The organism is Paludibaculum fermentans, from assembly GCF_051172195.1.
In the GTDB taxonomy this organism is placed as follows: domain Bacteria; phylum Acidobacteriota; class Terriglobia; order Bryobacterales; family Bryobacteraceae; genus Paludibaculum; species Paludibaculum fermentans_A.
On the sequence record NZ_JBPJAQ010000001.1, the window covers coordinates 725,454 to 742,996 of the forward strand.

Genomic DNA, 17,543 nt, shown 5'->3' on the forward strand with positions numbered 1-17,543 from the left:
CAGCGTCCTCGGCACCCGCCTCTTCCCCAAACCGCCCACTCCCCAAACCCGGTCACGGCTTAATGCAGGTTTCATCTATGCCGTATCTCCATCAAACGAAGACCCTCCCAATCCCCACGACTCCACCCGGCTCCAATTTGCTGGCAACCCGTCCCCTACAATCTGCCCCGAGGCACGATATGTCAGAAATAACGAAATCCGGGCAGGCCCGCACAAACGGCCACCGCTCGAACGGCCCTGCTACGGCCGAAACCCATGCCCGCTCCGACAAGGACTCAACCAGGGATAGACACAACGCCACGCTCGACCCTGAACCCGCTCACTCCCCCGGCTTCACGAAGGAAGACGAAGCCTCTTTCCGGGAACGCCTGCACTGCCTGAATCTGGACCTCCGCCCCACAAGCCGCCTCGAACAGGCGCTCGTCCACGAACTCTGCGCCATCGAATGGTCGATCAACTCCAGGCTCTCCGCCAACACCGGCTGCCTCGACGCCACAACCAGCACCATGGATAAGCTACTCAACACCTCCAACATCTTCTTCCACAGAGCACACGAACTCGCACGGCTGCAGCGCGCCCGGTGTGAGACGCTGAGCACTCTTTTCGCTCTCCAACACAGGCGGTAGGCGGTCGCCAGGCCGCAGGCGGCACTCAGTCCCTCGAAAACTGCCTGGGGTCGTGGCCCGCGGACACCTGGACACGCTCTTTGAAAACTAAACCGTTGTAGATGTGGAAGCGGCCCCTCCCTCACCCGGAGGGGCCGGTCGCTCCCACAAGCTCCCCCGCGAAGAAGCAACCCTGCATGGATCAATTTCGCGAGACGCTGTGCGCGGCACGCCGGATGCACAGCCTTTTCATCAGGTCGAGCACCCTGGGGATGTGCCGCCGCTGCGCTTCCTCCAACGCATCCGGCGAGTAAATAACCACCGGCTCAGCCGGGCGCCTCCCATTGTTAGCGAGCCGATACCAGCCGCTTCGCGGCGATGGGCGCACTCCGCCGCGACGGCGCCCTTCACGCTAATTCATGAGGCGTCGAAACGGAATTCTCCAAGGTCACGAGATAGCGTTTCGAGTACCGCGCTCTCATGCCCGGCAAGTGCCCTCCAGCCACACCCTTCCGGGCAGGCAGGGCGGCTCTGGCTCATTGGCTGCCCGCTTGCATGATGCATTACGTGGAAATGACAAACCTGTCTGCACCCAACCACGGAGCTTGGGGCATTATCCTCGCCGGGGGTGACGGTACTCGCCTGCGGCCTCTGACAGTCAACATCGAAGGGGATCAACGCCCGAAGCAATTCTGCCGGGTTCTCGGCACCCAGAGCCTCTTCGCCGAGACACGGCGCCGCATGGCCCCGCTGTTTGACCGGACTAGAATCGTAGCGGTCGTCACAAAGAAGCACGAGGCCTACTATCAGAATCAACTCGCCACCATGCCTGACACCGCCCTCCTGGTGCAGCCTCTCAACCGCGGAACCGGCGTTGCCATTGCCTCCGCAATCCTGATGCTTCGCGAGTTGGACGATGATGCCGTCGCCGCCTTCTTCCCCTCCGATCACTACTACGGCAACGAACCAGCATTTCTGAGAGCCGTTCACACCGGCCTGCAGGTTGCCAGGGAGAACCCGGACATGCTGGTGCTGCTCGGCGCTACGCCGGCCCATTCAGAAACGGGGTACGGATGGATAGAAACTGAGCCGTTGGCCGCACCCCCTTCCAATTCCGTCCCTGCCCGCGTTCGCCACTTCTGGGAGAAGCCGGATCTGCCATCGGTCCAGAAACTTCTTCGGCTGGGCTGTCTTTGGAACACCTCCGTGACCATCGGACGCGTCAGCGCATTCATCAAAGTGCTGTGCGCGGCGGTGCCCAAGACCGTCCTGAGCTTGTCCCTGGGCACCATGGACGGAGACTTGAGCGCGTCGTACCGGGCTGTTCTCCCCGTCCATTTCTCGCGCGATGTTCTGGCTTCTCAACCGGAGCATCTGCTGGTGATTCGGGACGCGGCCTCGCGCTGGACTGACCTCGGGAGCCCAAGCCGTGTGCTGGAAACGATCGCGTGTGAAGGGCTTGCCCCGCATTGGCTGGAGCGGGTGGGTAGCCTCTATCTGCCGCTGGCAGGCTAACCGGGTTTACCCCCTGGCCTTCACCCGTCCAGCCGCGTAGTCGAAAGGAACCCGAACAATTCGGCCGACGCCCTCGGACTTTCATCCTGCAGGAAGGGCTCATACGAAGCCGTGGCGCCACGCTGGAAGGCCTCACTGATGCGCGCCGCGTCCTTGCTCCGCAGCGCCTCGATCAAAGGTGTGTGGCTCGCCACCACCGCATGCAGCTTGTGCAGACCGTGGCTGCGCATGATGCTGATGAACGCGAACAGCGGCACCGTGACGAGCTCCAGCAGGCCGCACAGTGTCTCGTTCCCCGAACACTGCCAGATGTAGCGGTGGAACTCCAGGTCCGCTTGCGCCGCCTCGTAGTAACGGTCCGACTCGACACTGTCACCCAGAACGTTCAGCCTGCGCTCCAGTTCCTCGAAATCGGCGGCAGTCATTCGCTCCGCCGCGGCTCGCGCCGCCATCACCTCCAGCAGGGCCCGCAAGCCCAGCCGTTCCCGCACGTCCTTCGGGGATAACCGGGTCACCGAAGTGCCCAGGTTGCGGCGCCTGGTCACCAGCCCCGCATGCTCAAGCCGCTGCAGCGCTTCCCGCACCGTAGCCTGGCTTACCTGGAGCTCCCGCGCCAACGTGAGCTCCCGCAAGGGAGCGCCCGGGGCGAGCTTGCCCTCAAAGATCGATTCCCGCAACTGACGAGCCACTTCAGAGACTCGCGAAGAGGCCTTCACTGTACCGGTCACGGGGATGAGGCTACCACACCGCAGCCACCCGATTCAATGATCGATGCAAGTTTCGGTTGACTTATCGATGTTGTTATCGATAATTAGACAAGTGGCCTTGCTGCGGCAGCCAACCGCGTTCGGAGCGTCGCCCGCCACGAAGGAGATAACCATGCAGTTCGCATTGCGAGGACGAGGCGCCAGCGCTGCTCTTGCGCTGATCCTGGGCCTGATGGCAGCCAGCCTGGCCCAGGCACAGATTGGCGGCGGATCCATCATTGGGACGGTCCGCGACCCCAGCGCCGCGCCCGTGCCCGGAGTCCGCGTTGTCGCCCACAATCAGGACACGAACGAAGAGCGCTCAGTCACCACCAATGCCGAGGGCTACTACGAGTTCCCCCTGCTCGCCGCCGGACCTTACCGCATCCGCGCCGAGGCGCAAGGCTTCAACGTGGTGCAGGGTGCCGTGTTCACGCTCTCCACCGGAACCCGCCCCCGCATTGACCTCGCCCTCACCGTGGGCGCCGTCAGCGAGAAGATCGACGTCAGCGCCACCGCCCCTCAAATCAACACCACCACCACTGACCTGGGCGTCGTCATGACCCGTACGCGGGCCGACGAGCTACCGTTGAATGGCCGCAACTTCCAGGAACTGGTGAGCCTGCAGGCCGGTGTGGTCTCTTCTCCCTCCAGCGGAGCGGGCGGCCGTGGCGGCATCTCGTTCCACGGTTCCACCGCCCTGGGCACCAACATGATGCTCGACGGTGTCGATATGTCCTTCGGCGAAGTGAATGGCGCCGCCAGCTTCCAGTCCGCCGGCGGCGGCGGTACCCTCATCAACACCGTCAGCGTCGAGGCCATCCAGGAGTTCAAATCCACCGCCAGCGCCTCGTCTGCGGAGTATGGCCGCGCCGGCGGAGGTGTCCTGAACATCACCACCCGCTCCGGCTCCAACGACTGGCACGGCACGCTGTTCGAGTTCTTCCGCAACGACAAGCTGAACGCCAACGACTTCTTCTCCAACAAGAACAAACTGGGCAAGTCGCCCCTGCGCTGGAATCAGTTCGGAGGCAATCTGGCCGGCCCCATCAAGCGTGACAAGGTCTTCTTCTTCTTCAACTACGAAGGAGCAAAGGTGCGTCGCCAATCACAAGTCACCGGCAACGTGCCCACGGAGGCGCTGCTGGTGCAGTTGACGCCGGAGCTCCGCAATACCCTCACCACCATCCTCCCGGCCCCCACCAACGCCACGTCGAATCCGCTCATCGGACAGCACGTCCGCAACGACCGTTCCACCAACGACGAACAGACCTTCCTCACCCGCGTCGACGTCCTTCTGGGCCAGCAGCGGCTGGTCGTCCGGCATAGCTACAACAATCAGGACTACGCCACCCCCAGCCTCTCGCCCACCATGCCCACCACTTACCCCATGCGCTATCAGAACGCCGTGGTGGAGCACACCACGAACCTCGGCGCCACCATGCTGAATGAGCTCCGCCTGGGCTTCAACCGCGTCGACCTGTTCCGCAATCCGGCGAACTTCGACAAGATCCCCGCCTACATCAGCGTGCAGGGCATCAACGCCTCGATGTCCAACTTCATCCACTTCCTGCCCACCACTTACTCCGTCGCGGACAACTTCACCATCCTGCGCGGCCGCCATTCCATCAAGATGGGCGTGGATCTGCGCGAAGTGCGCAGCGTTCGCTACCAGGGCGGTCCGCCGTCCTACAGCTACACCACGACCGCGGACATCATTGCCCAGCGGCCCGTCTCGGTCGGCCTCTCCTTCACCACCAGCAAGGGTCTGCGGACTCTCAATACCGGCTTCTACATTCAGGACGACTGGCGCCTCTCGCCCAAGCTTCAGGTGAACCTCGGCGTGCGCTACGAATACTCGCCTCCACTGCGCGGCGGCTTCAATGTCAACAGTTCCGATCCCTACGGCGCCTATAACGCCGCCCAGGCGCCCATGTTCGCTTCGGACCGCAACGACTTCGGGCCGCGCATGGGCCTGGTCTGGACCCCCGACGCCTCGCAGCGCACCGTCGTCCGCCTGGGCGGCGCGGTCAGCTACATCATGCCGCAGGCCATCCACTACTACGACATGGCGTTCATCAGCCCCAAGCTCTCCGGCGTGTCCAGCTTCGCCGCCGCCGACGTCCCGGCGTCTTACCTCATCTATCCCAACGCCATCGCCTTCCAGACGCTCATCCAGAACAACCCGGATCTGCTGCCGCCCAGCATGAAGCTCTCGCGCAGCGTCGCCGACTACAACCGCCGCGACACCTATGTCGGCATGTGGAACCTGGCCGTACAGCGGCAGGTCTCCAAGACCCTGGCCCTGCAGGTTGCCTATGTGGGCCAGCGCACCATCAAGCTGATCTCCGTCCGGCCGCTGAATCTCGTAAACCCCGCCACTGGCGCCCGGCCAGTCACCAGCCTGGGCCAGGTGAACTTCGAGGAGAATGCAGCCAACATCACCTACAACTCCCTGGAACTCTCAGCGAACCAGAAGCTCTGGCATGGACTGAACTACGACGCCTACTTCACGCTTGCCGACGGCCGCGGCTACTATGCTCCGGACGACACCATCACCTTCACCGGCGGCGGACTCCAGGATCCCTTGAACATTGCCGGCTCCACCGGACCTCTCCAGGGGCTCTCCAAGCGCGTCTTCCGCAACATCTTCAGCTACACGATTCCCGGCGGCACCCACCTCCAGAACCGTGTCCTGCGCGGCGCGCTCAGCGGCTGGACGCTGCGCTCCATCATCGGCTGGCGCTCCGGCCTGCCCTTGAACCTGACCTCGGGCAACGATTTCGTCGGCAGCGGCCGCAGCGCCGGACAGCGGCCCGACGTCGTGGCAGGGGTGGATCCCTACATCGGCAGCCACGAAACGCAGGTGTGGCTGAATGCCGCCGCCTTCAGCACCACCGGCCCCAAGGCGGAAAAGCGCTATGGCAATCTCGGCTACTACGCCCTGCGCGGTCCCTCGGCCTTCACCATGGATTCCGGCCTCCACAAAACCTTCAATCTGACGGAAGCGCAACGCCTCACCGTCCGCCTCGAATCCTTCAACACCCTCAATCACACTACACTGGGGAATCCGAATACGACGCTCAACAGCGCCACCTTCGGCCTCATCACCGGAGCGGGCTCCCAGCGCCTCTACCAGGTTGCCTTGAAATATGTCTTCTAAAACCACATCCAGGCGCTCCGTTCTCGCCGCCCTCGGCGCAGCCGGCCTCGCCCGGCTCGCTACCGCCGCCCCACCGGAGCCTGCCTACACCGATCTCTTCGAAGCGGGCCAGGGCGGCTACGCGCTCTACCGCATTCCGGGCATCGTCGTCACCCGCAAAGGCACGGTCCTGGCCTATGCCGAGGCCCGCCGTTACAAGGGCAGCGACTGGGACGACAACGACCTCGTCCTGCGCCGCTCCACCGACGGCGGACGGACGTTCAGCCCGCCTCAGATGCTGCCGCGCGTACCGGGTCCCACCGAACGCAATCCCGTGGCGATCGAACGCAAACAGGGCCAGCCGGAGTGGCGCACTTACAACAACCCCGCGGCCATCGCCACGCGCGACGGCAAGGTCCACCTGCTCTTCTGCGTCGAGTACATGCGCGTGTTCTATACGCGCAGCGATGACGATGGACAGACCTTCTCCACGCCCGTCGAGATCACCGCCGCGCTGGAGCCCCTGCGTAAGCAATACGCCTGGCGCGCCGTCGCTACCGGACCGGGCCACGGCCTGGAACTGAAGCGCGGCCGCCTCATCGTGCCCGTGTGGATCGCGCTGGGCACCGCCGGCAACGGCCATGGCCCCTCTGTCAACACCACCATCTATAGCGACGACCACGGCCGCACCTGGCAGGCCGGAGAACTCGCCGTAGCCAGAAGCGAGGAGTTCCCCAGTGCCAACGAGACCGTGCTGGTGGAGCGGGCCGACGGCAGTGTCATGATGAATGTCCGCACCGCTGCCCCGCGCAACCGCCGCACCATCGCCACCAGCCAGGATGGCATCTCGAAGTGGTCTCAGCCCCGCTTCGACGAGACCCTCACCGACCCCATCTGCGCCGCCGGCCTCCTGCGCCTGCCCCGCGGCAAGCAGCGCCCGCTCTTTGTCTTCTCCAATCCCGACAGCGTCACCAGGGCCGACGGCAAGCCCCTGCCGGGGAAAGACCGCCGCAACCTCACCCTGCGGTTGAGCAAAGACGAAGGCGCCACCTGGAGCAGCGCGCGCGTGCTGGAGCCCGGCCCGTCCGCCTACTCCGATCTCGCCGCCCTCCCGGACGGTACTATTCTGTGCCTCTATGAGGTGACCACCTCCGCCGGCGCGCGGCTGCTCCGGTTGGCCCGCCTCCGCGCGGAATGGATCGAGGCCGCGAACTAGCCACCAGACGAAATGACATCCCAATGAACCTCCCTCTAAAGGGCATACTCCCTGCCCTGGTCACACCCCTTCACGACGACCTGACCCTCGATACGCCCGCACTGGAAAAGCTGCTGGCTCATGTCTATGAAGCCGGCTGCCACGGCGTCTACGTCTGCGGCAGCACCGGCGAAGGACAGTTGCTGGACGCTGCTACGCGCCGCCGCATCGTGGAGATCGCGGCGCGCCATACGCCGCCCGGCCGGCAGATGATTGTGCACGTCGGAGCCTGGTCGCCGCGCGAATCACAGGAACTGGCACGGCATGCGGAACAGCACGGCGCCGCCGCCATCAGTTGCCTGCGCCCCCAGAACACCTCGTTCCCCGAGACGCTGGAGCACTATCGAGCCCTGGCCGCGGTCACCGCTCTTCCCTTCCTCGCCTACTACTTCCCGGCCCAGGCGGGCGGCACCATGAGCCTCTCGGAACTGGAGCAGCTCTGCGCCCTGCCCGGCATCGTGGGCCTCAAGTTCACCGACTATGACCTGTTCACCCTTTCGCTGCTAGTGCGCCAGGGCAAGACCGTCTTCCACGGCCGCGACGAGATGCTGGTGGCCGGCTTCCTGATGGGCGCGTGCGGCGGCATCGGCTCCATCTACAACATCGTGCCGGAATGGTTCGTACAACTCTACGATCTTGCCTGCGAGGGACGCTGGGCCGAGGCGCGCGAGTTGCAGGACCGCATCAACGACCTCATCCGGATCCTGGTCTCCTTCCCCTTCATGCCAGCCCTGAAACGGACGCTGGACTGGCAGGGCCTGCCTTGCGGAGCGGCGTTGGCGCCGCGCATCCCGCTGACAGCGCACGAAGACGCCCGGCTCATCGCAGCCCTGGAAGCGCTGCCCGGCTTGCCGAAGGTATGATCGCCGTGGCCCTGCTCTGGACTTTGACAGCCGCGGGCTGGCACGACCTCCCCAGCCTGCCGCAGGCCCTCGGCGGGCAGACGGCCGGCGTGAGCCACGGCGCCATGATGGTGGTGGGCGGCAGCCGGTTCGACCGCCCGCCCTACGATGGCGGAACCAAGGAATGGATGGATTCGCTCCACGTCCTCGCGCCCGGCGCCGCCGCGTGGCGCAGCTTTTCCCTGGGCGCTCCACGCGCCTATGCCTGTGCCGTCAGCTATCGGGAAGCCGTTTATGTGGTGGGCGGGGCGAATGCGGAAGGGCCGCTCACCAGTGTGCTGCGCATCGAATGGCTGGACGGACGGCCGAAGCTGGACACCGCTCCGGCGCTGCCCCGCCCGCTCACCCAGCACGCCTGCGCGTTGAACGGAGCCCGGCTGTATGTCTTCGGCGGCCAGACCTCGGCCTCCGCAATGGCTTCCTCTGGCTTGCTCATGCTCGATCTGGCCGATCTGAAAAGTGGGTGGAAGGAACTGGAACCGCTGCCCGCCGCGGGCCGGATCCTGCCGGCCTGTGCGGCTCTCGGCGCGTCGCTCTATGTCTTTGGCGGAGCCGAACTCAGCACCGGGGCCGGAGGACAGGCCGTACGCCGCTACTTGAAGGAAGGTTGGCGCTATGATCCCGGCCGAGGCTGGAAGGCGGTAGCAGCGTTGCCCGCGCCCGTAGTGGCCGCGCCATCGGCCGCTCTCTCATCCACCGCCCTGGCAGTCTTTGGGGGCGACGATGGCTTGCTGGATGGCCGGGCAGCGGAGTTCCGCGAACGCCACCCCGGTTTCCGCCGGACCACCTTGCTCTACGACGCAGCCAGCAACGCGTGGAAGGAAGGCCCCGTCCTACCCGTCAGCCTCGTCACGACGGCCGCCGTGCACTGGCAGAACCAGCTCGTGATCCCGGGCGGCGAAGACCGCCCCGGTCACCGCTCCGCCCGCGTCTTATCCATCGAAGAACTCAAACCTTAAGCGGGCCGGCCGATGGGCAACTGCCACCGGAACAGGAAATAGTGACGGCCGCAGAAGTCGCAGCGGCAGGGCTGCATCAGCCACAGAAACGCCTGCTCCAACACATTGCGGACCCCGACGCTCCGGTATTCAATCGATCCACAGTGCGGGCAGTGCGTCGAGAACAGGCTCTTGACTGCCCGCAACATCTTGTTAGCTATCACCCTTCGACCTGGTGTCGGATGCCTGGCTCCCCTGGCTGCGTGACGACGGGCCCGAATAGTTGGCGCCTGGCCCGCTCTTCCAGCCGCCGGCCGGCGCACTCGCCTCTTTGGCCGCTTTGATCTGTTCCGGCGTTCGTACGTCGGGTTCAGACAGCTTCACCTTCTGCTTCGCCCGCGCCACCTGGCGCTTATGGCGCTTCACCAATTGTTTTGTCATTCTCGTCCTTTCCGGCTGCCGCGCCGTGCCTGCGGCGAAAGTAGGAAAGGCCGCACAACGACTCTGTGCGTGTCAGATTGGGGACTCGATCCCTTCCGCTTTCACCACTCCCTCGTACATCGCCGTGGAGACGTTGAAGCCGAAGTTCGGATCGCGACTAGCTGTGATCTTCGCTGCGACAACGGCGCTCTCGGTTCCGGAATTCAGCACAATCTGCCGATCAGGCTCCTCGCAAGCGCGACGCCCAATGGTAACACTGAACCACTGGCCCCCTCTATTCGCCAGGCGTGCCGCCACAAACAGCAGCGCCGTCACGGGCGATGCACCAACCAGGGAAAGCTCAGGGCCCAGCACCTCGCGCTGCGGCCCGAGAATCCAATTCCAGCCTCTGCCCCTCCGCCGGAGCCTTGGCAGGGAACCGTGTAACAGTCCGGCTGCTACAGCGAGCTATCACCATCGAAGCTCGAAGGAGCCCAGGCCTCTGGATCGTGCAGGGCCGCCATCAGCGCGGGGTCGGTCGAATGAAAGAAGTAGCACCAGGCCGGTAAGGCCCGGCGATAGGGCAGGATCGTTTCCCAGGCCCGGAACTCCGGCAGTCCGCACCCGACCAACTCCAGGGCATGCACGCCCTCCTGGCGGCACACATCCACCGCGGCACGGATCAACGCCGAGTCCAGCGCCGGATCGAGTGACTGAAAATCCGCAACGCGCATCCGCCGCAGCCCGGATTCCTGGTGGTCGCTGCGCACCAGCACGGCATAGGCCCGCATGCGGCCGTCGCCGCCCGACACCGACAGCACGTGCAGTCCGCCGGATTCCGCCTTGCTGCCGAAGTGCCACGCCAGCACGGCCTGCGTACGGACACCCAGCATCCTGCCGACCTTCAGTTGCTGTAACTCGACCCAGAAGTCATCAAACTCCGGACCAAAGGTTGTGGCCCTGGTCACTGTGACACCCGGGGGCTTCGCGGGCAGTGCGCCACCCTTGCCCAGGCGGTCCTTGATCCACAGCGCAGCAGCCACCAGGGGGCTGAGGAACCGCGGAGCTTTCTTCAGCTTCAATGCGGCCCGCGCGAATCCGTAGTAGCCGGCAATGCGGAAGGCCGCCTGCGTCCAGTCGCCTACCGGCACCCGCGTCTGTTCACAGATCGTGTGCGAGGCCTCCGCCATCCCGTTGACCGTGGTGCTGAGCAGCACATCCGCGTTCTGATGAATGTACTCGTCCAGGAGCAGGGGCGCAAAGACGCGATAAGCCGGATCGACGGCCCAACCCCGGCCAGTGGCAGCCAGGATGTGGCGCCCGCGGAACGTATAAGGCAGCGGTACATTGCTGAGCGTCCCGACAATCCGCCCTGTCTCCTCTTCTTCCAGTACCCAGCCGATGGGGCAGGCCCCGCCCATCGTCGGATACAGCGGATTCTCCGTCCAGAACCGTGACCACTCTTCGCGGCTGCGCGGCTTAAGGCCATTGGCCCGCTCCAGCGCGACAATCGCCTCGTAGTCGTCCAGGCGCGCTTCTCGCAGCAGCGGCATCGAGGTCATCGACGGCGCTGCCGCCGGGGAGGACATCATGCCGTCAGACCACCTTCCCGGCCCGCATTCATCGGCAAGGCACGCAGCCCGCGCAGGCCCAGGTTGTCGCGCCATTCCACCGGATCGTCGTTCTCGCGCCGCAGATTCGGGAAGCGCGACGTCAACAGACCATAGGCGATCTGCGCCTCCATCCGGGCCAAGGCGGCGCCGAAGCAGAAATGCGCACCCCACCCAAAGGCGACGTGCCGGTTGGGGCTCCGCGTAAAGTCGAGCTCATCCGGATTCGGGAACCGCTCCGGGTCGCGATTGGCCGCGCCCATCACCGCGATCACCGCCTGCCGCTCCTTGATGAGCTTGCCGCCCATCTCGATATCGGCCGGAGCGAGCCGCGCCGTGTGCTGGCTGGGGCTCTCGAACCGCAGCAGCTCTTCCACCGCGCCTGGAATCAGGGCAGGATCCTGGCACAACCGCTCATATTGGTCGCGATGCCTCATCAGGGTGAGAATGCCGGACCCAATCAGGTTGGTCGTCGTTTCCAGTCCGCCCACCATGGTCAGGATGCAGTTGGCGACAATCTCTTCTTCGGTGAAGCGGTCGCCATCGGCTTCCGCATCCATGAAAGAGCGCACCAGGCCCTCGGTCGGGTATTCCTTTTGCACCGCGATGGCGTTGCGGAAGTAGCGGATCATGCCGCGCAGCGCTTCCAGCACGGCCTCTGACCGGTCGGGGTTGTGCTGGAAATTGCCCAGCATCTCTGAGAACGTGAACGACCAGTCCTTCAACTGCTTGTAATCCGAGGTGGGGACGCCCAGCATCTCGGCTGTGACAATGGCCGGTAGCGGAGCCGCGAAGTCGCTGATCAGATCGAAGGAACCCTTCGCCTCCATCTCGACAATCAGGCGCTCGGCAATCGACTCGATGTGGTCGCGCAGCACCTTGATGCGGGCCGGAGTGAAGGCGTACGAAGCCAACTGCCGGATGCGGGTGTGCGCCGCCGCATCCATGAACAGCATCTGCTTCACCATCACTTCCGCGATCTCGCTCAATTCCGGAGCGCCCATCGCCTCCAGCAGTTCGGGCGTCGGCGTGCGGTCCGCGAGAAACTTGTGCAGCACATGCACGACGTCGTCGTAACGGGTGACAACCCAGGCGTGCAGGAAGGGGTCCCAATGCACGGGATCCTCGCTCCGCAGCCGCGCATACAGCGGATACGGATTGTCCAGGACCTCCGGGTCCAGCAAATTGTAGAGGCTCAAACCCGCGTCATCGACAGCGGGACGGACGTCCGCGATGGTTCCCATGTTTACTTCCCTGCCTTCATTCCGGCGATCTGCATTGAGAGCTTGTTGACTGTGGGCGCCTGGAACATCTGCCGCAGCGCCATCTTCACGCCAAACGCTGAGTTCACCTGCACCAGCAGTTGCGCCGCCAGCAGGGAGTGCCCGCCCAGGAAGAAGAAATTGGCATCCGGATCCACCGCGGGCTGCTTCAACAGCAGGGCCACCATGGCGCCCAGCCGCACGGGGATGTCTGTTGACTGCGGCGCCGCAGCCGTCGCGGCAGGCCTGGGCAGCGCCTTGTAGTCGCACTTGCCGTTGGCGGTCATGGGCAGCGCTTCCATCTGAATGAACGCCGAGGGAATCATGTACTCCGGCAGCACCGGCACCAGGAACGCCGTCAGCTCCGCGCTGGTGACAGCGGAGCGAGCGACGAAGTAGGCGGCGATGGAGGCATCGTCCACAGCCACGGCTACGCTGTTCAGGATGGCTGGATGCCTGGCCAGCGTCGTGGCGATCTCGTCCAGTTCCACGCGGTAGCCGCGGATCTTCACCTGGTTGTCGAGCCGCCCCAGGAACTCATACTCGCCGCTGGGCAACTGCCGCGCGCGGTCACCCGTGCGGTACATACGTTCGCCGTCGATCGTCACGAACTTGCTCGCCGTCATCTCCGGCCGGTTCCGGTAACCGCGCGCCACCAGCGGCCCGGCGATACACAACTCGCCGTCGAGGATGTGGATCCGCGCGCCGTTGGCCGCCATCCCAATCGACGGAGCCCCTTCGCCCGTGGGGTCCACTAACCCCGAAGTCGTCACCACAGTGGCTTCCGTCGGGCCGTAATTATTGAAGAAGAGAAACGGCAGGTTCGCGGGAGGGCGCTGCTGCAGCCGCTCCGCGCCCGTGAGCAGAATGCGCAGCCTCGACTCCGCCGGCCAGTCCATCGCGATCAATTGCTGCGCGATGACGGTGGGGGCGAAGGCCACGGTGATTCCGTTCTCCACCAGCCAGCCTTGGAACGCGGGAGCGAAGGTACGGATATCCTCCGACGGTGCGAGATACAGGCAGGCGCCCGCGCTGAGATGGCACCAGATCTCCCATATCGAGGCGTCGAAGCCGAGCCCGGCCATCTGGCTCGCCCGGTCTTCGGGCGTAATCGCAAAGGCCTGCGTGTGCCAGTCGATCAGGCTGTTCAGGTTGCGGTGGGTGATCTCGACACCCTTCGGCTCGCCCGTGGAGCCGGACGTATAGATGAGGTAAGCCAGGTCGCCGGTCGTGACATCGCAGGCCGGCGGCTCGGCTGCAGTCCCTTGCGTCGACTCTTTGTCGAGATAGAGAACCTCACACGAGGGTTCGAGACCGGCGGCGGCGCAGCGGTGCGCGATCAGCAGGGCCGTGCCTGAGTCTTTCAGAATGCTGGCGGAGCGGGCAGCGGGCGTACCGGGATCCAGCGGCAAATAGGCGCCGCCGGCCTTCATCACCGCGAGGGCCGCGACGACATAGTCCACAGACCGGTTCAGCAGCAGCGCCACCGGCACTTCGGGCCCAACGCCCATCGCGCGCAGCCGGTGTGCCAGGTGGTTCGCTTTCCCATCAAGCTCTCCGAAGGTCAGGACAGTGGAGCTCGAGACAATCGCCGCGGCGTTCGGTTGGCGCTCGGCCTGCGCAGCGATCCGACCCGCCGCTGTTTGGATGGACGATGACGTGTTGAGTGGCATGGGTCCCTTTCTAGTGTTGTGTCAGCAATTCGCTGTAAAGCGCTTCCCAACGGTCTGCGACGACCTGCAGGTCGTACTTGGAAATCGTGTGGCGGCGGGCGGCCGCGCCCCAGGCGGCTCGTTCGTCCGCGCTGAGTGAAGCAACCTGCCGCATGGCGGCGGTCAGGGCGTGCTGGTCTCCGGGCGGCGTCAGCAGGCCGGTCTCGCCCGGCTGGATCGCTTCGCGATTGCCGCCCACATCGGTGGCGACGATCGGGAGCCCCGTGGCGGAGGCCTGCAGGATCACCATTGGCAGTCCTTCCGTATCGGACGACAGCACGAACGCATCGGCGGCATTCATCACGGCCGGAATGTCTTCACGGATGCCCAACAGGCGCACCTGTGCTTCCAGCCCTAGTTCCTGGATCTGGCGCCTGATCGAAGGCTCCAGCGAACCGGCGCCGCACAGCACCAGCGTGGCGTCCGGCTGGGCCAGTCCGACAAAGGCGCGCAGCATCAGCGGGTAGTTCTTGGGCTTCTCGAAGCGGCCCACGGCCAGCCAGGTGAACCCGGTCAGCCCCAACTCCTGTCGAAGCCGCAGGCGGGCCTCCGAATCGGGCCGGTAGAGGGACGTGTCCAGGCCGTTCGGCAGCGCCATCAGCTTGGCCGCGGGAGCCGAATGCGACTCGAGATACGATTGGGCCGCCGCCTCGCAGATGGCGGTCGTCCGCTCGGCCAGCGGATCAGTCAACCGGTGCCCCAGCTCTCGAAACTTCGTGAAGCGCTGGTTCACGCCGTACATCTTGAAGCCGTGCAGCGTGCTGATCAGCGCCGGCACACGCGAAAACAGGCGCGCCACCCGGCCCAGCAGGTTGGCGTGCGTCATATGGGTATGCAGGATGTCGGGCTGGAACTCACGCACCAGGCGCACCAGCCGCGGCAGGGCACGCGGATCCGGCACGCCGGCGGTCATCCCCAGGTCGCCCACCGGGATGCCCCGCTGGCCGATCTCGCCCGGCATGCGCTCCGCCGGAATCATCGACACCAGGCGGGTTCGCCAACCGCGGCGATCCAACTCGAGGGCGAGTTGCATGACCTGTTCTTCCGCGCCGCCGCCGATGCCCATCGTGGTGGTGAGCAGCAGTACTTTCCCTTTGCTTGAATTCCGGCCAGACCCCAGAGTGCCCCGCATGTACTCGCTTAGTGTGGCCTGCGCGGCCAGGGTGCGGAAGGTACTCAGTACTCAATCGCGATGGTACGAAGATCATGGACCCTCCTCCGGTCCCTGTGCCATCGTGGAGGGGTGCTGCGGCTGCTAAAGCCTGAGGAGGTGCGGGATCCGGACGTACTGGAGCGCTTCCGCGCGTCGCTTTCCGACGACGAACAGGCGCGCATTGCGAAGTTCATTTTCGAGAAGGACAGGCACGTCCGGCTGGTTGCGCGCGGTTCGCTGAGGCAGGCGCTTTCAGAACACTCCGGCGGTGTCCCGCCCTCTGAGTTTCGCTTCCGTTACAACGAGTTCGGCAAACCCTTCATCGAGCAGCCCGCGTCTCTGGCCGGAGTTGCTTTCAACCTCTCCCACTGTGACGGCCTCATCGCCATCCTGATTGCGGAGGGCTCCGAAGCCGGCATCGACGTCGAGCTCATCCGCCCCATGACAGACCTGTTCCGGGTGGCGCAACGCTTCTTCGCGCCCCCTGAGGTGGAGGATCTCCACCAGACCCCTGAGCCGGCCCGGTTGGAGCGCTTCTTCCAGTATTGGACGTTGAAAGAGTCCTATCTCAAGGCGCGCGGAATAGGACTATCTTTAGGACTAAATCAGTTCTGGTTTGAGCTGGACGAGGGCATCCGAATCCGGTTCTCTGACGGCTTCGACGACGCTCCCGAGCGGTGGCGATTTCACCAACAGCGCGTCGATCCTCTGCATTGGCTGGCTACGGCCGTGGCTTCGTAACCCAAGCGATCGAACTGGTCCGGACCAAGCTGGAGCAGCGAGGCCAAACTTCGTGTTTCAGCTCACGCCCGTTCGTAATGTGCGCCTGCCCATTCACAAACTCCACTTCCGATCCGCGGAATCTGGTGGTCTGTGCCTGTCGCAATCCTCGAACGGAAGGAGTGCCTGGAGCTTGCACCTCATTCCAAAGGGTGAGGCCCGCGGCCGAAACAACCGCGGGCCTCCATGCTTCCTCTATTCCAGGCTTCCCCTATTCCAGGCTTCCCCTATTCCAGGAAGAGCAGCGGCGCAAACTGATACAGGCTGCGACGCCAGGACAACCACTCGTGAGCGGTCTCGGGGGACTCATAAAACACGCTCTTCACCCCCGCCTGTTGCAGCGCCTCAACGTTCGCTTTGCCGGATGCGCCTCTCTCGCGGCTGCCGTAGCTGACAAACACGAGCTTGACGCTCTTCTTGAAACCGTCGATGTCGGTTATGTCCGAAGTCGCGATGCTGCCTCCGCTAAAGATGCCGATGTGCGAGAACTTGTCCAGGTTCGCCAGGGTGATCTGCTTCGTCTGCATCCCGCCCATCGAGAGGCCGGCCATCGCCCTGTGCGGCTGATCGGCTTGCGTGCGGAAATTGGCATCAATGAAGGGAACCAACTCGTCGAGGAGCACGCGCTCGAACGCGCTGAAATTGAAGCGGGGCATGCCCCCGGCACCTGCCGGACGGGCTGGTGCGCCGGACTGAGCGGCTGGAGCCGGTGTGCGGGGCGGGCCCATCTGGGCGCCGGGGACATAGCTGCTGGCCATCACGATGATGAACGGCTTGGTCTTGCCCGCGGCGATCAGGTTATCCATAATCAGCCCGGTCTTCCCCTGGCTGCCCCAGCCCGTTTCGTCTTCGCCTCCGCCATGCTGCAGGTACAGCACTGGATACCGTTTTGCCGGATTCTTCTCATAGTCCGGCGGAGTGTAAACGAAGCAGCGGAGCACGGCGTCTGAGCGTTTGGAATAGAAGGGAGTTTCCCGCAACTGGCCATGCGGGACGTTCTTCAGGGCATAGAAGTCCTGGTCGCTGGCAGGTACTTCGACTCCACTGCCCCAGCGGCTCGCGCCGTAGAAGTAGAGGCTGTTGGGATCCGGAACCTGAGCGCCATCGACCACGATCTGGTAGTAGTGGAAGCCTTCGTCCTGAGGGATGGAAGCGCCGACCCAGGCTCCGTCCTCGCCCTTGGTCAATGGGTACTTGACGGCTCCAATGTCGAGCGCGACGGAATGGGCATCGGGCGCGACGACGCGGGCGCGAATGCGCCGTTGGGAGTTGACGGCGGGGAATTCCTTACCCTTCTGGTTCAGGGAGGAGGGCTTGAAATCTTCCACGGGCGGCGCTTTGGCCGCTTCGATAGCCGCTTTGGCCTGCGCCTCCCGCTCCGCCGCCGTCGGCATCCCCGGCGGCGCTTGCGCGGTTACCAGGAAGCCCAACAACAATGGCGCGAGCGCGAAGATGGGCAATAGTCGTTTCATTTATAGCTCCTTGCTTCAGTTCAATATCGAG

At 64.5% G+C, this 17,543-nt stretch carries 16 protein-coding genes; 7 read left to right on the forward strand and 9 right to left on the reverse strand.

Annotation, left to right across the window (positions count from 1 at the left end; genetic code table 11):
- Positions 1-179 precede the first annotated feature (179 nt).
- On the forward strand, positions 180-626 hold the full coding sequence (locus ACR9Y2_RS03020) for a hypothetical protein (RefSeq protein ID WP_435039564.1): 447 nt from the start codon (positions 180-182) through the stop codon (positions 624-626).
- A gap of 552 nt (positions 627-1,178) precedes the next feature.
- The gene (locus ACR9Y2_RS03025; protein WP_435039565.1) at positions 1,179-2,120 is read left to right on the forward strand and encodes a sugar phosphate nucleotidyltransferase; all 942 of its coding nucleotides are present in this window, start codon (positions 1,179-1,181) and stop codon (positions 2,118-2,120) included.
- 20 nt (positions 2,121-2,140) lie between these two features.
- Here ACR9Y2_RS03025 and ACR9Y2_RS03030 read toward each other — a convergent pair whose 3' ends face one another.
- Entirely contained in the window at positions 2,141-2,848 is a 708-nt protein-coding gene (locus ACR9Y2_RS03030; RefSeq protein ID WP_435039566.1) for a GntR family transcriptional regulator, read from the reverse strand.
- 151 nt (positions 2,849-2,999) lie between these two features.
- Here ACR9Y2_RS03030 and ACR9Y2_RS03035 point away from each other — a divergent pair, with 151 nt between their 5' ends.
- Genes ACR9Y2_RS03035 through ACR9Y2_RS03050 form a run of 4 tightly spaced genes read left to right on the forward strand, consistent with a single transcriptional unit; the run spans position 3,000 to position 9,124 of the window.
- Positions 3,000-6,029 carry a TonB-dependent receptor gene (locus ACR9Y2_RS03035; RefSeq protein WP_435039567.1) on the forward strand — a complete coding sequence of 1,010 codons (3,030 nt, stop codon included), beginning with the start codon at positions 3,000-3,002 and terminating at the stop codon, positions 6,027-6,029.
- The gene (locus ACR9Y2_RS03040; RefSeq protein ID WP_435039568.1) at positions 6,019-7,224 is read left to right on the forward strand and encodes a sialidase family protein; all 1,206 of its coding nucleotides are present in this window, start codon (positions 6,019-6,021) and stop codon (positions 7,222-7,224) included. The genes ACR9Y2_RS03035 and ACR9Y2_RS03040 overlap by 11 nt, the downstream gene beginning before the upstream one ends.
- Positions 7,225-7,247: 23 nt before the next feature.
- Entirely contained in the window at positions 7,248-8,126 is an 879-nt protein-coding gene (locus ACR9Y2_RS03045) for a dihydrodipicolinate synthase family protein (RefSeq protein ID WP_435039569.1), read from the forward strand.
- Positions 8,123-9,124, forward strand: a complete 1,002-nt coding sequence (locus ACR9Y2_RS03050; RefSeq protein ID WP_435039570.1) for a hypothetical protein — start codon at positions 8,123-8,125, stop codon at positions 9,122-9,124. Before ACR9Y2_RS03045 ends, ACR9Y2_RS03050 begins: the two co-directional genes overlap by 4 nt.
- Here ACR9Y2_RS03050 and ACR9Y2_RS03055 read toward each other — a convergent pair.
- The 7 genes from ACR9Y2_RS03055 to ACR9Y2_RS03085 form a co-directional block, all read right to left on the reverse strand.
- Positions 9,121-9,312: a hypothetical protein gene (locus ACR9Y2_RS03055; protein WP_435039571.1), complete on the reverse strand. Its 192-nt coding sequence runs from the start codon at positions 9,310-9,312 to the stop codon at positions 9,121-9,123. The genes ACR9Y2_RS03050 and ACR9Y2_RS03055 overlap by 4 nt on opposite strands.
- Before the next feature lie 4 nt (positions 9,313-9,316).
- On the reverse strand, positions 9,317-9,544 hold the full coding sequence (locus tag ACR9Y2_RS03060; protein WP_194448120.1) for a hypothetical protein: 228 nt from the start codon (positions 9,542-9,544) through the stop codon (positions 9,317-9,319).
- A gap of 72 nt (positions 9,545-9,616) precedes the next feature.
- Complete coding sequence (locus ACR9Y2_RS03065; RefSeq protein WP_435039572.1) at positions 9,617-9,754, reverse strand: hypothetical protein; 138 nt, start codon at positions 9,752-9,754, stop codon at positions 9,617-9,619.
- 227 nt (positions 9,755-9,981) lie between these two features.
- Positions 9,982-11,115 (reverse strand): GNAT family N-acetyltransferase, encoded by a 1,134-nt coding sequence (locus tag ACR9Y2_RS03070; RefSeq protein ID WP_435039573.1) that lies wholly within the window; start codon positions 11,113-11,115, stop codon positions 9,982-9,984.
- On the reverse strand, positions 11,112-12,377 hold the full coding sequence (locus tag ACR9Y2_RS03075; RefSeq protein ID WP_435039574.1) for a cytochrome P450: 1,266 nt from the start codon (positions 12,375-12,377) through the stop codon (positions 11,112-11,114). Before ACR9Y2_RS03075 ends, ACR9Y2_RS03070 begins: the two co-directional genes overlap by 4 nt.
- 2 nt (positions 12,378-12,379) lie before the next feature.
- Positions 12,380-14,068 carry a non-ribosomal peptide synthetase gene (locus tag ACR9Y2_RS03080; RefSeq protein ID WP_435039575.1) on the reverse strand — a complete coding sequence of 563 codons (1,689 nt, stop codon included), beginning with the start codon at positions 14,066-14,068 and terminating at the stop codon, positions 12,380-12,382.
- Positions 14,069-14,078: 10 nt separating this feature from the next.
- Positions 14,079-15,239, reverse strand: coding sequence for a glycosyltransferase (locus ACR9Y2_RS03085; RefSeq protein WP_435039576.1), 1,161 nt, complete (start codon positions 15,237-15,239; stop codon positions 14,079-14,081).
- 111 nt (positions 15,240-15,350) lie between these two features.
- On the opposite strand from ACR9Y2_RS03085, the gene ACR9Y2_RS03090 reads away from it, so the two are divergent.
- Positions 15,351-16,001, forward strand: a complete 651-nt coding sequence (locus tag ACR9Y2_RS03090; RefSeq protein ID WP_435039577.1) for a 4'-phosphopantetheinyl transferase family protein — start codon at positions 15,351-15,353, stop codon at positions 15,999-16,001.
- A gap of 266 nt (positions 16,002-16,267) precedes the next feature.
- Here ACR9Y2_RS03090 and ACR9Y2_RS03095 read toward each other — a convergent pair whose 3' ends face one another.
- Positions 16,268-17,512, reverse strand: a complete 1,245-nt coding sequence (locus ACR9Y2_RS03095; protein ID WP_435039578.1) for an alpha/beta hydrolase — start codon at positions 17,510-17,512, stop codon at positions 16,268-16,270.
- Positions 17,513-17,543: the final 31 nt, after the last annotated feature.

Coding starts and splice junctions, on each gene's coding strand:
- ACR9Y2_RS03020 (WP_435039564.1), top strand. CDS start 180: ATGTCAGAAATAACGAAATCCGGGCAGGCCCGCACAAACGGCCACCGC.
- ACR9Y2_RS03025 (WP_435039565.1), top strand. CDS start 1,179: ATGACAAACCTGTCTGCACCCAACCACGGAGCTTGGGGCATTATCCTC.
- ACR9Y2_RS03035 (WP_435039567.1), top strand. CDS start 3,000: ATGCAGTTCGCATTGCGAGGACGAGGCGCCAGCGCTGCTCTTGCGCTG.
- ACR9Y2_RS03040 (WP_435039568.1), top strand. CDS start 6,019: ATGTCTTCTAAAACCACATCCAGGCGCTCCGTTCTCGCCGCCCTCGGC.
- ACR9Y2_RS03045 (WP_435039569.1), top strand. CDS start 7,248: ATGAACCTCCCTCTAAAGGGCATACTCCCTGCCCTGGTCACACCCCTT.
- ACR9Y2_RS03050 (WP_435039570.1), top strand. CDS start 8,123: ATGATCGCCGTGGCCCTGCTCTGGACTTTGACAGCCGCGGGCTGGCAC.
- ACR9Y2_RS03055 (WP_435039571.1), bottom strand. CDS start 9,312: ATGTTGCGGGCAGTCAAGAGCCTGTTCTCGACGCACTGCCCGCACTGT.
- ACR9Y2_RS03060 (WP_194448120.1), bottom strand. CDS start 9,544: ATGACAAAACAATTGGTGAAGCGCCATAAGCGCCAGGTGGCGCGGGCG.
- ACR9Y2_RS03070 (WP_435039573.1), bottom strand. CDS start 11,115: ATGATGTCCTCCCCGGCGGCAGCGCCGTCGATGACCTCGATGCCGCTG.
- ACR9Y2_RS03075 (WP_435039574.1), bottom strand. CDS start 12,377: ATGGGAACCATCGCGGACGTCCGTCCCGCTGTCGATGACGCGGGTTTG.
- ACR9Y2_RS03080 (WP_435039575.1), bottom strand. CDS start 14,068: ATGCCACTCAACACGTCATCGTCCATCCAAACAGCGGCGGGTCGGATC.
- ACR9Y2_RS03085 (WP_435039576.1), bottom strand. CDS start 15,239: ATGCGGGGCACTCTGGGGTCTGGCCGGAATTCAAGCAAAGGGAAAGTA.
- ACR9Y2_RS03095 (WP_435039578.1), bottom strand. CDS start 17,512: ATGAAACGACTATTGCCCATCTTCGCGCTCGCGCCATTGTTGTTGGGC.